At 37.1% G+C, this 14,958-nt stretch carries 8 protein-coding genes; 7 read left to right on the forward strand and 1 reads right to left on the reverse strand.

The window, feature by feature from the left end; translation table 11 throughout:
- Positions 1-54: 54 nt before the first annotated feature.
- Positions 55-1,494: a sigma 54-interacting transcriptional regulator gene (locus tag A9G41_RS12190; RefSeq protein WP_141675207.1), complete on the forward strand. Its 1,440-nt coding sequence runs from the start codon at positions 55-57 to the stop codon at positions 1,492-1,494.
- 19 nt (positions 1,495-1,513) lie between these two features.
- On the opposite strand, the gene A9G41_RS12195 is transcribed toward A9G41_RS12190, so the two are convergent.
- Positions 1,514-2,695, reverse strand: coding sequence for an NAD(P)/FAD-dependent oxidoreductase (locus tag A9G41_RS12195; RefSeq protein WP_065582327.1), 1,182 nt, complete (start codon positions 2,693-2,695; stop codon positions 1,514-1,516).
- A 590-nt stretch (positions 2,696-3,285) separates the two neighbouring features.
- Here A9G41_RS12195 and gltB point away from each other — a divergent pair.
- From gltB to ybaK, 6 genes are all read left to right on the forward strand, one after another.
- The gene (gltB, locus tag A9G41_RS12200) at positions 3,286-7,743 is read left to right on the forward strand and encodes a glutamate synthase large subunit (RefSeq protein ID WP_065582326.1); all 4,458 of its coding nucleotides are present in this window, start codon (positions 3,286-3,288) and stop codon (positions 7,741-7,743) included.
- Between the two features lie 16 nt (positions 7,744-7,759).
- The gene (locus A9G41_RS12205) at positions 7,760-9,172 is read left to right on the forward strand and encodes an FAD-dependent oxidoreductase (protein WP_065582325.1); all 1,413 of its coding nucleotides are present in this window, start codon (positions 7,760-7,762) and stop codon (positions 9,170-9,172) included.
- 1,194 nt (positions 9,173-10,366) lie between these two features.
- The gene (gene glyQ / locus A9G41_RS12210) at positions 10,367-11,299 is read left to right on the forward strand and encodes a glycine--tRNA ligase subunit alpha (RefSeq protein WP_065582324.1); all 933 of its coding nucleotides are present in this window, start codon (positions 10,367-10,369) and stop codon (positions 11,297-11,299) included.
- A gap of 10 nt (positions 11,300-11,309) precedes the next feature.
- Positions 11,310-13,382, forward strand: a complete 2,073-nt coding sequence (glyS, locus tag A9G41_RS12215) for a glycine--tRNA ligase subunit beta (RefSeq protein WP_065582323.1) — start codon at positions 11,310-11,312, stop codon at positions 13,380-13,382.
- Positions 13,383-13,457: 75 nt separating this feature from the next.
- Positions 13,458-14,276 carry a hypothetical protein gene (locus A9G41_RS12220; RefSeq protein WP_065582322.1) on the forward strand — a complete coding sequence of 273 codons (819 nt, stop codon included), beginning with the start codon at positions 13,458-13,460 and terminating at the stop codon, positions 14,274-14,276.
- 91 nt (positions 14,277-14,367) lie between these two features.
- Entirely contained in the window at positions 14,368-14,862 is a 495-nt protein-coding gene (gene ybaK, locus A9G41_RS12225; RefSeq protein WP_065582321.1) for a Cys-tRNA(Pro) deacylase, read from the forward strand.
- The last annotated feature ends 96 nt before the right edge of the window (positions 14,863-14,958 follow it).

Raw genomic sequence — 14,958 nt, forward strand, 5'->3', positions numbered from 1 at the left:
TAAATTAAACGAAGCAAAATTTAGTAAATAATCCAAACATAAAAAGGTACTAATATCATGACCATTGATCCTGAGTTATTACAAGCATTGGAAATATTTAAACATTTTTTTGATTTAATCCATCAACCGATAGCTATTATTGATAAAAATGGCAATTATATTTATTACAATCAGGAAAGTGCAGAACTCGATGGCTACCCTAAAGAGCAAGCTATTGGTAACCCCATGCTTGAGGTTTACCCCAACTTAAAAAAAGAAGATAGTACTATGTTGCAAGCTTTGCAACTTGGTAAAGAATACCAAGATAACTACCAAACTTATTATAACCATGTTGGTAAGTTGGTTGATTATTTGCATACAACTGTTCCGCTTTATAATAATAAAGAAGAAATCATTGGTGCCATTGAGATAGGCCGAAACTTATCAACGGTTAGACATTTGCAAGATCAAGTTTTTAAATTACATAGTAAGTTATACCACAATAAAGAACAGCCTTTGCCCGATATTGTTTTTGTTTCGGAAAAAATGCAGAAAGTGATTGACCAAACCAATATTTTAGGACGCAATGATGTTCCTGTACTAATTGTAGGTGAAACAGGAACAGGTAAAGAACTGTTTGCTCGCTTAATACACCAGACAAGTCAACGCCGTGACAAAGCTTTCATCTCACTTAATTGTGGTGCGTTACCAACTACCTTGATTGAAAGCACTTTATTTGGCACAGTCAAAGGTGCGTTTACGGGGGCCGAAAACCGTCAGGGTTATTTAGCGCTAGCTAACGGAGGCACACTGTTTCTTGATGAACTTAATGCAATGCCTTTTGATATGCAAAGTAAGCTATTACGATTTCTACAAGAGAAAACCTATTGGCCATTGGGTGGTAGTAAAGAACAACATTCAGATGTTCGTATCGTTGCCGCCATGAATGAATCACCGACAGAGTTGCTAAAAACGGGAAAAATAAGAGGCGATCTATTTTATCGATTAAACGTTGGTTTAATTAAACTTCCTGCTTTGCGAGACCGAACAGAAGATATTCCCGTTTTAGCTCGTTATTTTATTGATAAACATAAAAACGATGTAAATATAGTCATTAGTGGTATCAGTAAACAAGCACTACAACAATTAATGTCAGCACATTGGCCTGGTAATGTGCGTATGCTTGAAAATGCCATTGTCAGAAGCATGGTATTACAAAACAAATCAGGTGAATTACAGCATATTACCCTTGATGAAGAACTATTTGAGCTTAATAAACCACAGTCTGAAGATGATAATACAAATAAGCACAATGAAACAGTTGTTCAAACATCTCCTAATGGAGGTAACTTAACCGAACAAGTTGAAAACTTTGAACGGCAACTGATTATTGACGCATTGAATCAAGCTAATGGCAAAATTATAACGGCGGCAAAAAACTTAAATATTTCACGCACAACATTACAATATAAAGTCAAAAAGTATCATATTCAGATGGGGGTAATTGATGCTTAATTTTAAGCATCAAAAACGATCAATTAAACGCCTGAGCACATGCAAATGCACTACTCCATGCCCATTGGAAATTATAACCTCCGAGCCACCCCGAAACATCAACCACCTCACCAATAAAATAGAGGTTAGGAAGTGTTTTAACCGCCATAGTTTTGGAGGATAACGCATCAGTGCTTATACCACCCAGTGTTACTTCGGCAGTACGATAACCTTCTGTTCCATTTGGAGTAATTTTCCAGTGTGTTAGATTGTAATAAAGTTGCTGCTGTTGCCTAGGAGTAAGCTGTTTCACCGTTAAATCGTCCATTAAATTTAATTGTATTAATGCTTCAATAAGCCTTTTCGGTAAAATCTGTGCTAAGCAATTTTTTATAGTTTGATTACGATTTTGTGCTAATAATGGTTTAAACGATGATTCAAATGCTAATTCAGGTAATAAATTAATAGTGATTGATTCACCAGCTTGCCAATAACTCGACAATTGTAAAATCGCTGGTCCAGAAAGCCCTCGGTGAGTAAATAATAAATTTTCTTTGAAGCTGATTCGTTCATTAGATACTTCAACTGGTACCGCAATACCAGACAAGGTTGATAACACATCAAGTAAAGGTTTATGCAACGTAAACGGAACAAGTCCAGCTTTCACAGGCACAACTGGGATGGCAAATTTTTCAGCAATTTTATAACCTATTGAAGTCATACCGAGAGCTGGCATAGATAAACCACCGGTTGCAATAATAAGATTGTCACTATCAATCATACCTTGAGAGGTATGTAATTTAAATCTTTGCCCATCACTATCAATATCTTCAACTTGGGTCTGCATCATAAACTTAACATGCCCTTTTTGACACTCTTTTAATAACATATCAACAATATCTTGCGCTGAATTATCGCAAAATAATTGTCCATGCTCTTTTTCGTGATAGGCAATATAATATTGATTCACCAATTGAATAAAATCCCACTGGGTAAATCGTTTTAAAGCCGATTTGCAAAAATGCGGATTGTCAGAAATATAATTACTCGGTTCAATCGACAAGTTAGTAAAGTTACATTTACCCCCGCCAGACATTAAGATTTTACGTCCTCGTTTTTTACCATTATCAATCACGGTAACATCGTACCCTTTTTGACCGAGTAAGCCAGCACAAAAAAGCCCAGCAGCGCCAGCACCTACAATTGTAATTTTAGTTTGCATTATTGATAGATTAAAAATAAAAGATAACAAATTATAACAGCATAACAATTGTCACTTATAGTCGCTGTGTATAAAAATACTGGATTGTTTACACCCGATGATTAAAATAATCATCTAACAATACATAAGGTCTTTTACTTAAAATTAATTAATTTTTGTTTTTTTATCTTTTACATAACTACTATTTTATTGATTATACAACATCACCATGAAATTACGTATCACGCTTTCGGCTTTTCCATTTTTTGTAGGCAAGCAGGTTTAGTGAATTTTTAATTGATATGATAGTTATCAAATATTTTAACAGATAGATATTGTAAATTCCCAAATAACCACCAAACGGTATAGAATCCTGAATATTTTTTACAAATATATAACCTAAAAAGTAAATTTTTGTGTAAATACCCCTAGTAAATACACAACTACCACTTATTAGTTTTATTAATAAGTTTAGTCTTAGTTATCAAAAAATTAAGTTATAAGTAATATTTATTTGACCAAAAACTGATTTTTAATTAACTTCACACCTAATATGGGATTAATGCCTATACCTTCTCAAATTATAAAAGCGATGAATTAGAGGCAATGATATGTTATATAACCAGCATCATGAAAAAGATAACTGCGGATTTGGGCTAATTGCTCACATTGAAGGGCAACCAAGTCATAAAGTGGTGCGTACTGCAATTCATGGCTTAGCCAGAATGCAACACCGTGGCGCCATTTTATCTGATGGCAAAACTGGCGACGGTTGTGGTCTTTTATTGCAAAAACCCGACCGTTTTTTTAAATTAGTAGCACAAGATGCAGGTTGGCGATTAGCGACCAATTACGCCGTTGGTATGTTATTTTTAAGCCAAAATGAAACTGAAGCACAAGCTAGCCGTGATATTGTTGAACAAGAACTCGCTGAAGAAACCTTATCTATTTTAGGTTGGCGCGAAGTACCGATTGATAAAAGCGTACTTGGCGAAATAGCATTATCATCACTACCAAAAATCGAACAAGTGTTTGTTAACGCCCCTGCTGGTTGGACTAAAATCGATTTAGAGCGTCGTTTATATATGGTGCGTCGTCGAATTGAAAAACGGGTGAAAGACGATACATTTTACGTTTGTAGCTTCTCCAATCAGGTCAATATCTATAAAGGCTTGTGTATGCCTAAAGATTTACCTCGATTCTATTTAGATTTGGCTGATATTCGCATGGAAACGGCTATTTGTTTATTCCATCAAAGGTTCTCAACTAATACCGTGCCACGTTGGCCGTTAGCGCAACCTTTTCGGTATCTGGCGCATAATGGTGAAATCAATACCATCGAAGGTAACCGCCAATGGGCAAAAGCGCGCTCATACAAATTTAAAACGCCACTCATTCCAGACTTACAAGATGCCGCCCCGTTTGTTAATGTAACGGGCTCTGATTCAAGTTCATTAGATAACATGCTAGAGCTATTTCTTGTAGGAGGAATGGATATTGTACGAGCTATGCGCTTATTGGTTCCACCTGCATGGCAAAATAATCCTGACATGAACGAAGACCTGCGTGCCTTTTTCGATTTCAACTCAATGCATATGGAGCCTTGGGACGGGCCTGCTGGCATTGTTATGTCTGATGGTCGTTATGCGGCATGTAACTTAGATCGTAATGGATTACGCCCTGCACGTTATGTTATTACCACAGACAAACTTATCACCTGTGCCTCTGAAATTGGTATTTGGGATTATCAGCCCGACGAAGTAGTTACTAAAGGACGTGTTGGTCCAGGTGAATTGTTAGTTATCGATACGGAAGAAGGCCGCATTTTACAATCTGATGAAACCGACAATGATTTACAAAAACGTCATCCTTATAAAGAATGGATGACAAAAAATGTTAAGCAACTAATCCCATTTGAAAGCTTACCCGATGATAGCATCGGTTCGCGCGATTATGATGATACATTACTAGCAACCTACCAAAAACAGTTTGGTTATAGTGCTGAAGAACTCGATCAATGCATCCGAGTACTTGGCGAAAATGGTCAAGAAGCTACTGGCTCAATGGGCGATGATACACCTTTTGCGGTATTATCAAATAAACCTCGATCAATTTATGATTATTTCCGCCAAAAATTTGCGCAAGTTACTAACCCACCTATCGATCCACTACGCGAATCGCACGTTATGTCACTTTCAACCAGTATTGGTCGTGAAATGAACGTGTTTGCCGAGGCAGAAGGCCAAGCGCATCGAGTTGCTTTTAAATATCCTGTTTTAGTGTATTCGGATCTACAACAATTAACGGCGCTAGAATCACGTTACTACAAATCAGAAACATTAGATATCACTTATGAAATTGATGGTAGCTTACGTGACGCGATTGAACAATTATGCGGTGATGCTGAAACAAAAGTTCGCAATGGCACCGTATTACTGATTTTATCAGATAAAAATATTGCTCCCGACCGTCTACCAATTCCAGCACCTATGGCAGTTGGGGCTGTTCAGCAACGCTTAGTTGAAAAGAATTTACGTTGCGATGCCAATATTATTGTTGAAACGGCAAGTTGTCGTGATCCTCACCACTTTGCCGTACTTCTTGGTTTTGGTGCAACAGCAATTTACCCTTATTTAGCCTATGAAACCTTATCCCAAATGGTGGATAATGGCACAATAAACAAATCTCATCGTGAAGCGATAGTTAATTACCGCAATGGGATTAATAAAGGTTTATATAAAATTATGTCCAAAATGGGCATTTCAACAGTCGCATCTTATCGTTGCTCAAAACTGTTTGAAGCCGTTGGTTTACATAAAGATGTGGTTGAACTTTGTTTCCAAGGTGTCACTAGCCGCATTAGTGGCGCTAATTTTGATGATTTTACGCAAGACCAATTTAACTTATCGAAAAGTGCATGGTTAAAAAGAAAACCATTAGAACAAGGTGGACTACTTAAATTTGTTCATGGTGGCGAATATCATGCCTATAACCCTGATGTTGTGCAGTCACTACAAAAAGCGGTCAATAATGGCAATTATGAAGATTACAAACGTTATGCTGATATTGTTAATCATCGCCCTATTACCACATTACGCGATTTATTAAAACTCAATCCACCTGAAAATGCAGCCATACTGCTTGAGCAAGTCGAACCCGAAGAGTCATTATTTAAACGCTTTGATTCAGCAGCCATGTCCATTGGAGCACTAAGTCCAGAAGCGCACGAATCCCTTGCCACAGCGATGAATACACTAGGCGGATTTTCCAATTCAGGGGAAGGGGGGGAAGATCCTGCACGTTACAACACCATAAAAGTTTCACGTATAAAACAAGTTGCATCTGGTCGTTTTGGCGTAACACCAAGTTACTTAATGAGTGCTGATGTTATCCAAATAAAGGTAGCACAAGGCGCAAAACCAGGTGAAGGCGGTCAATTACCAGGCGACAAAGTCACACCATATATTGCAAAATTACGCTTTTCTGTACCCGGTGTGACATTAATTTCACCACCACCACATCACGATATTTACTCGATTGAAGATTTGGCACAACTAATCTTTGATTTAAAACAGATCAATCCACACGCCATGATTTCGGTTAAACTCGTATCTGAACCCGGTGTTGGTACCATCGCAACAGGCGTTGCTAAAGCCTATGCCGATTTAATTACTATTTCAGGTTATGACGGTGGCACAGGGGCTAGCCCATTAACCTCGGTAAAATACGCCGGTTCACCTTGGGAACTTGGATTGGTTGAAACACAACAATCATTAGTTACCAATGGGTTACGTCACAAAATACGCCTGCAAGTTGACGGCGGCTTAAAAACAGGTGCTGATATTGTAAAAGCTGCTATTTTAGGTGCTGAGAGCTTTGGATTTGGTACAGGTCCTATGGTTGCTTTAGGGTGTAAATATCTACGTATTTGTCACTTAAATAACTGTGCAACTGGCGTTGCAACGCAAGACGAAAAATTACGTAGTGAGCACTATCACGGCCTGCCTGAAAAAGCGATGAATTACTTCCGCTTTATTGCTCGTAATACTCGAGAAGTCATGGCAGAACTTGGCGTAAGTCGTATTGTCGATCTAATTGGGCGCACAGATCTACTATTAGAACTTGAAGGGATCACCGCCAAACAACAAAAATTGGATCTATCAGGATTGCTAAAAACAGCAAAACCAATTGATGGTAAACCAGTTTATTGCGTTGAAGACAATAAGCCATTTGATAAAGGTGTACTAAATAAAGAGATCATCACACAAGCGCAACAATGTGTTGATAATCGCCAAAGCAAAAGTTTCTATTTTGACATTCAAAATACTGACCGTTCTGTGGGCACTAGCTTATCTGGCTATATTGCCAAAAAATATGGCGATCAAGGTTTAGCGACTGATCCTATTTCGCTCAATTTTAATGGGACTGCTGGTCAAAGCTTCGGCGTATGGAATGCTGGTGGCGTAGACTTAACGCTAACTGGTGATGCGAATGATTATGTTGGTAAAGGTATGACCGGTGGGCGTATTGTTATTCGTCCACCACAAGGTTCGGCATTTTTAAGCCATGAAGCAACTATTGCCGGAAATACCTGTTTATATGGTGCAACAGGCGGCAAACTATTTGCTGCCGGTCGCGCGGGTGAACGTTTTGCTGTGCGAAACTCAGGCGCAATTAGTGTGGTTGAAGGAATAGGTGATAATGGCTGTGAATATATGACTGGCGGTATTGTCTGCGTGTTAGGAAAAACAGGCATTAACTTTGGTGCAGGAATGACTGGTGGTTTTGCTTATATCTTAGATGCAGACGGTGATTTCCATAAACGCATTAACAAAGAACTCATAGAATTGCTCAATGTTGCTGATTACTCTATCCACGAAGAACATTTGCGTGGTTTAATCATGGAACATGCTCAACTTACGCATTCATCACGAGCTGAGGACATTTTAGCTAATTGGGATGACTTTGCTAAACAATTTGTCTTAGTCAAACCTAAATCCAGTGATGTCAAAGCCTTATTAGGGCACCGTAGCCGCTCATCAGCAGAACTACGCATTCAAGCACAGTAAGTAAGGAGAGCACGAAATGAGTCAAAATGTTTACCAGTTTATCGATTTACAACGTGTTGAACCGCCCAAAAAATCGCTAAACATTCGCAAAATAGAATTTGTTGAAATTTATGAAGGCTTTTCCGCCTCACAATCCCAAGCGCAAGCAGATCGCTGCCTAGCTTGTGGCAATCCTTATTGTGAATGGCGTTGCCCTGTACATAACTATATCCCAAATTGGTTAAAATTGGTTAATGAAGGTAAAATATTAGAAGCGGTTGAACTATCTCACCAAACCAATAGCTTGCCTGAAGTATGTGGACGCGTTTGCCCACAAGATCGCCTTTGTGAAGGATCATGTACTTTAAATGCAGAATTTGGTGCTGTCACCATTGGCAATATTGAACGTTATATAACAGATACCGCGTTTAAAATGGGATGGAAACCTGATTTATCCAATGTCGAAAAAACAGGATTGAAAGTTGCCGTAATTGGAGCTGGTCCTGCTGGTCTTGCTTGTGCCGATGTATTAGTGCGCAATGGTGTAACGCCTATCGTCTTCGATCGTCATCCTGAAATTGGTGGATTACTTACATTTGGGATTCCTGCCTTCAAACTTGATAAAGACGTATTAATCAATCGCAGACGTATATTTACTGAAATGGGTATTGAATTCCGTCTCAATACTGAAGTCGGCAAAAATATTCAATTAAATGATTTGATTAATGAATTTGATGCCGTTTTTGTCGGTGCTGGTACCTATCAATCCATGCGTGCAGGACTAAAAAATGAAGATGCCAACGGTGTTTATGATGCCTTACCATTTTTAATAGCCAATACAAAGCATCTTATGAATCACCCACAAACCCAAGATACACCATACATTGACATGAAAGGTAAGCGTGTTGTGGTATTAGGTGGTGGTGATACAGCAATGGACTGTATACGAACATCTATTCGCCAAGGAGCAAGCGAAGTCACCTGCGCCTATCGCCGAGATGAAGCCAATATGCCAGGCTCAAAACGAGAAGTCAAAAACGCCAAAGAAGAAGGTGCAAACTTCCAATTCAATGTCCAACCCTTAAGTATTGAAATTAATGGTACAGGGCAAGTAACGGGGGTAAGAATGGTCAAAACTGAACTTGGTGAACCTGATGAAAAAGGACGATGCTCACCAATTATTATTGAAGGTTCTGAATTTATTCTACCTGCCGAAGCCGTAATAATGGCATTTGGCTTCAAACCCCATGCCATGCCTTGGCTGACTGAGCATGGTGTTAATTTTGACCCACAAGGCCGAATCATCGCGCCAGAAGCTAACAGTTATCAAACCAGCAATCCCAAAATCTTTGCTGGCGGCGATGCTGTTCGTGGCTCTGATCTAGTAGTCACTGCTATTAGCGAAGGACGAAAAGCAGCCGAAGGAATATTGGATTATTTAGACGTTTAATAATCATTTACTATTAAATTAATAAACCCGCTGATTGCAAGCGGGTTTATTTTTGAATGATTAATGACAATAAAAGCTTAAGGAATTACGGAATGAAGAGCATCGGTAAATTTATCTTCATCAGCTGCTTTGTTATTACATTAATAGGATGTGATAATAAAACAAAGTTTGATCGAATACAGGCGTTTAATGAATATTCTCCAATTATTGAATATCCCCCCTTATTCAAGACATATTAAAAAAACAAACTATTGGTACTTACTCTGATGGTTTATTAGAAAGCATTACAACTATTTTGGGTGATAAAAAGGTAAGATTATATCATCTTATCATAATAGGAATGAGTATGGAGATTGGACAGCCGCAACAAGAATTTTAACAGACGATAATGAAGAAAATGCGGAAACAAAATTGGTGAATATAGAGAGAAAAATAGTACGTGGAATAGAATATTGGTAATGTAATTTTGCTTTACTTAGATTTCTAATAAAACTAGAAAGCATTATCAAAACTTTCACGTACATTTGTGTTTAGGTATAAAATTAGTTATTTTGGCTACTTTGGCTTAGGGTATTTTTATACACCTCACCCAATTCCCAAAATAACCTTAATTATACGCAAAAAACATTCAGAAAAGCAATTGATTTTATTTAATTTTTTTACCTTTTATAAAAACTGAATCCTTTTGTATCACTAAAAAGTTATTAAAACTATTTTTATTGGCATCAGAATTGGAGTTGCGCCCACCAAACAGGGATATTTGGTGAGATACCATTTTATCGGGAACAAATTAGTGCTAGTGTATTAAAACCGCGCAACAAAGCCTGGTGGCTGTAGACAACATTCGGCAACCATGCATATGGTATGTTTTTTTTATCATAAAAATCAATAAGCAGCGAATTTTCATCAACCGTTAATTTTATCCACAAAATTCTTAATCCCTCCATTTTTCCCCTAAAAACATTCAGAAAACATATTGATTTTATTTGATTTTTATTTTTATTTAAATCAATGAATTATAAAACACGACATTTGTTTATTGGGTAGCCTTTTATGTCTTTTTAACAACTTCAATCCAATTAGGCAATATATCAAATAGAATAAAATTAGGCATTTCACAAGTATTGATAAAAAGTATAAACTATAGCACTATTTAAATAGTCGAAATATCAATTCAACCATAAAGATAACATCATGCAAAAGTTTAATGTCAAAACCTTTCAGGGGTTAATTCTTACGTTACAAGATTACTGGGCGAATCAAGGCTGTACAGTGATTCAGCCTTTAGATATGGAAGTGGGTGCGGGGACTTCTCACCCTATGACCTGTTTACGCGCATTAGGCCCAGAACCGATAAATGCAGCTTATGTTCAGCCATCACGTAGGCCAACTGATGGTCGCTATGGTGAAAACCCAAATAGGTTACAACATTATTACCAATTTCAAGTTATCTTAAAACCATCTCCAGATAATATTCAAGAGCTTTATTTAGGTTCATTAAAAGAGCTAGGGCTCGATCCAACTATTAATGATATCCGTTTTGTGGAAGATAACTGGGAAAACCCAACACTCGGGGCATGGGGGCTAGGTTGGGAAGTTTGGTTAAATGGGATGGAAGTAACCCAATTTACTTACTTTCAACAAGTTGGTGGACTTGAATGTAAGCCTGTTACTGGTGAAATCACTTATGGGCTTGAACGCTTAGCGATGTATATTCAAGGAGTGGATAGCGTTTATGATTTAGTTTGGAGCGATGGTGTATTTGGTAAAACCACTTATGGCGATGTATTTCACCAAAACGAAGTTGAGCAATCCACTTATAATTTTGAATATGCGAATGTTGAATTTTTATTTTATTGTTTTGAGCAACACGAAAAAGAAGCAAAATTTTTGCTTGAGTTAGAAAAACCACTTCCATTACCAGCTTATGAACGTATTTTAAAAGCCGCCCACTGTTTTAATTTACTTGATGCACGTAAAGCGATTTCAGTGACTGAGCGACAACGTTATATTTTACGCATCAGAACATTAACCAAAATGGTGGCGGAAGCCTATTACGCATCACGTGAAGCACTTGGATTTCCTATGTGTCAAAATTCACAGTCTAACGAAAGTGCATCAAAGTAGGAATTAAAAGATTATGCAAAAAACATTTTTAGTGGAAATTGGTACCGAAGAGTTACCACCAAAATCACTCCGCACTTTAGCAGAAAGCTTTGCGGCTAATTTTATACAGCAGCTTGATAATGCCAATTTAGAACATGGCGAAGTACTTTGGTATGCATCTCCTCGCCGTTTAGCGTTAAAAGTCTTAAATTTAAATAACACACAACCCGATAGCCAAATTGTTAAACGCGGTCCGGCGATCAGTGCGGCATTTGATGCCAATGGTAATGCAACTAAAGCGGCCGAAGGTTGGGCACGAGGTTGTGGTATTACGGTTGATCAAGCCCAGCGTATAAAAACCGATAAAGGCGAATGGCTTTCTTATACTCACAATCAAAAAGGTCAACCAGTAGTCAATCTTTTATGTGATATGGTTAAAACGGCATTAAGCAAATTACCTATCCCTAAACCAATGCGTTGGGCTGCTCGTCAAGTCGAATTTATTCGCCCATGCCATACGGTCACAATGCTTTATGGGGATGAGATTGTAACAGGTACAATTTTAGATATTGAATCAAACCGAATTATTCGTGGTCATCGTTTTATGGGAGAACAAGAGTTCACTATCGATAATGCCGATCAATATCCCGACATTTTAGAACAGCGTGGTAAAGTCATTGCTGATTATGGCAAGCGAAAAGCTATGATTAAGCAACAAGCCGAAAGCGAAGCGGCTAAACTTCATGGTAAGGCTGATTTAACTGACACGCTACTTGAAGAAGTCTGTTCTCTCGTTGAATGGCCTGTTGTACTAACCGCTAAATTTGAAGAGCGATTTTTACAAGTTCCAGCCGAATCACTGGTTTATACCATGAAAGGCGATCAAAAATACTTTCCTGTTTATGATAAACAAGGCAAATTATTACCAAACTTTATTTTTGTGGCGAATATTGAATCGAAAGATCCACAAGTTGTGATTTCGGGTAATGAAAAAGTGGTTCGCCCACGCCTTGCTGATGCTGAATTCTTTTACCAAACCGATTTAAAACAGCGTTTAGAAGATCGCTTGCCTCGCCTTGAAACAGTCTTATTCCAACAACAGCTTGGAACAGTTAAAGAGAAATCAATTCGCATTGAGCTACTATCCGGCTTTATTGCTGAAAAAATTGGCGCAAATATTGAACAAGCGAAACGAGCAGGTAAATTAACTAAATGCGATTTAGTAACCAATACCGTTTTCGAATTTCCTGAAACACAAGGTATTATGGGGCGCTATTTAGCGCTTAAAGACGGCGAAAATATTGAAGTAGCTACTGCAATTGAAGAACAATATAAACCACGTTTTGCTGGTGATGAGTTACCAAGTACTGTGGTTTCTTGTACGGTTTCTATTGCTGAAAAAATGGATACCTTAGCGGGTATTTTTGGCATCGGTCAGCATCCTAAAGGTGACAAAGATCCTTTTGCATTGCGCAGAGCGGCTATTGGAATATTACGCATCATTGTTGAGAAAGTATTGCCGTTAGATCTTGTTGAATTAGCAAATTATGCCACATCGTTATATGGCGAAAAACTGAATAATAAAAATGTAGTTGAAGATATTGTTAATTTTATGCAAGGTCGTTTCCGCGCTTGGTATCAAGAACAAGGCTTTGCTATTGATACTATTCAAGCGGTTTTAGCGCTTAATCCAACAAAACCAGCTGATTTTGATGCGCGCATTAAAGCAGTCACTCACTTTAGAACCTTGCCAGAATCCTCATCATTAGCAGAAGCGAATAAACGAGTATCAAATATCTTATCTAAAGCCGAGATAGCTATTCCAGAGCAGATCAATGCAGCCTTGCTAGAAGCAGGCGCTGAAGGCGAATTAGCTAAAAAATTGGCAATTTTAACCGATAAACTTACGCCTTATTTTAACCAAGGTCGTTATCAAGATGCGTTAGTTGAATTATCGTCGCTAAAAGACACTGTAAACGCATTTTTTGATTCAGTCATGGTTATGGTTGACGATGAAAAAATTAAACTTAATCGATTAGCACTGTTGAAAAAGCTACAAAACCTATTCTTAAAAGTCGCTGATATTTCATTATTGCAAGCTTAGCTTAGAAGCTTGATTATTTATATTATAAATTGTGGTAACTAAAGTTGTTACCACCTATAAGGAACTTATATAGAAATGCAAAAACAAATCCCTTTTTCTTTAACTTTTACACAAACTCGCAATTTTATTTGTAATCGTATTACGCAATTTGTTCTTGTTAGTATAACGCTAGCTTTAATTCATGCGTTTTTTAATTCTTTCTTTGACAAACAAAATCTAGTTGAACAAATCTATTTTTCACGAAATTTAACTAACTATGTTTTATTCGTGATGTTAACATTGTTAATTGGCATTATTTTAAAAGCAATTAGTATAGCAACAATTTCTAACCTTTATATCAGCGATAAACTTAATTTTAATCTATTACTATCTAAAGCGTTATCAAATACATTAAAAATTATTATTTTTTATCTTATCATTGGCGTCTTTATATTTTTAGTCTCATTTATGTTATCTATAGTGCTTATTAGTCTAAATTTGTTTTTACCTAAGGCACTTATTTTTATATTAATTTTTTTAGTACTACTAATTCCAACCCTAATTTTAGTTATCTTTTGTAACTTCTTTTTTGCTTCGCTGGTTGAGCCTAATCAAAGCAATATTCTTGACTCACTTTCATTAAGCATTCAGTTATCAAAAACACAGTGGCGCTCAGCTATTTTGATGGTATTAATCTACCTAGCATTTGTGATGGCTTTTGCTCGATTAGCTATTGCATTTGATAGTGACAATTTTGTCCTTGATACAATCTTCTCTTTCTGTAGTATCTTTTTTGATGCTTTTGTTACTAGCTTCTTCTATCGTCTTTATACGCTAGCAAATAGTGCATCTAACTCAGTAGCACCGCCTAACAATGATGATAAAAATCAAGAAGACCACAAATTAATTCTTTAATTGTTATTCATATCCTTCCCAACTTTATTTTGGTAAGGATATCATTTTCCCTATACTATTTTGATTTAACTAAATCTATTGGATAAAAACTATGACTCCTGCAATTGATTTACTTAAAAAGTTAAAAATCAAATTTAATATCCACCAATATAAACACGATCCCAACCAAACTAACTATGGGCAAGAAGCGGTTGATAAACTCGATCCCAGTTTAAATGTCACCGCATCACAAATATTTAAAACGCTGATTGTCAATTTAAATGGTAATAATAAAACATTAGCGGTGTGCGTATTACCTGTTAATGAGCATTTAGATTTAAAAAAAGTAGCACAGAGGCTAAACTGTAAAAAAATAGATTTAGCCGATGCTAATTTAGCCCAAAAGGTAACGGGGTATTTGGTGGGTGGAATTAGCCCATTAGGTCAAAAACAACAACTTTTTACACTCATTGACAGTAGCGCCAACCAACACAAAACCATGTTTATATCAGGCGGTAGAAGAGGGTTAGAAATTGAAATTGCACCTCAAGATCTAACTGATATATTGCAAGCCCAATTGACTGATATCACTATTAAACATGATTGATCACATTCATATTTAATAAGATTTATAGGGTAGATTCGTTAAGATGATGATGAAGCAGAAAATGAAAATAATCGACGTTCTTTGATATGCGTATTT

The organism is Gilliamella sp. Nev5-1, assembly GCF_001690895.1.
Classification (GTDB): domain Bacteria; phylum Pseudomonadota; class Gammaproteobacteria; order Enterobacterales; family Orbaceae; genus Gilliamella; species Gilliamella apicola_C.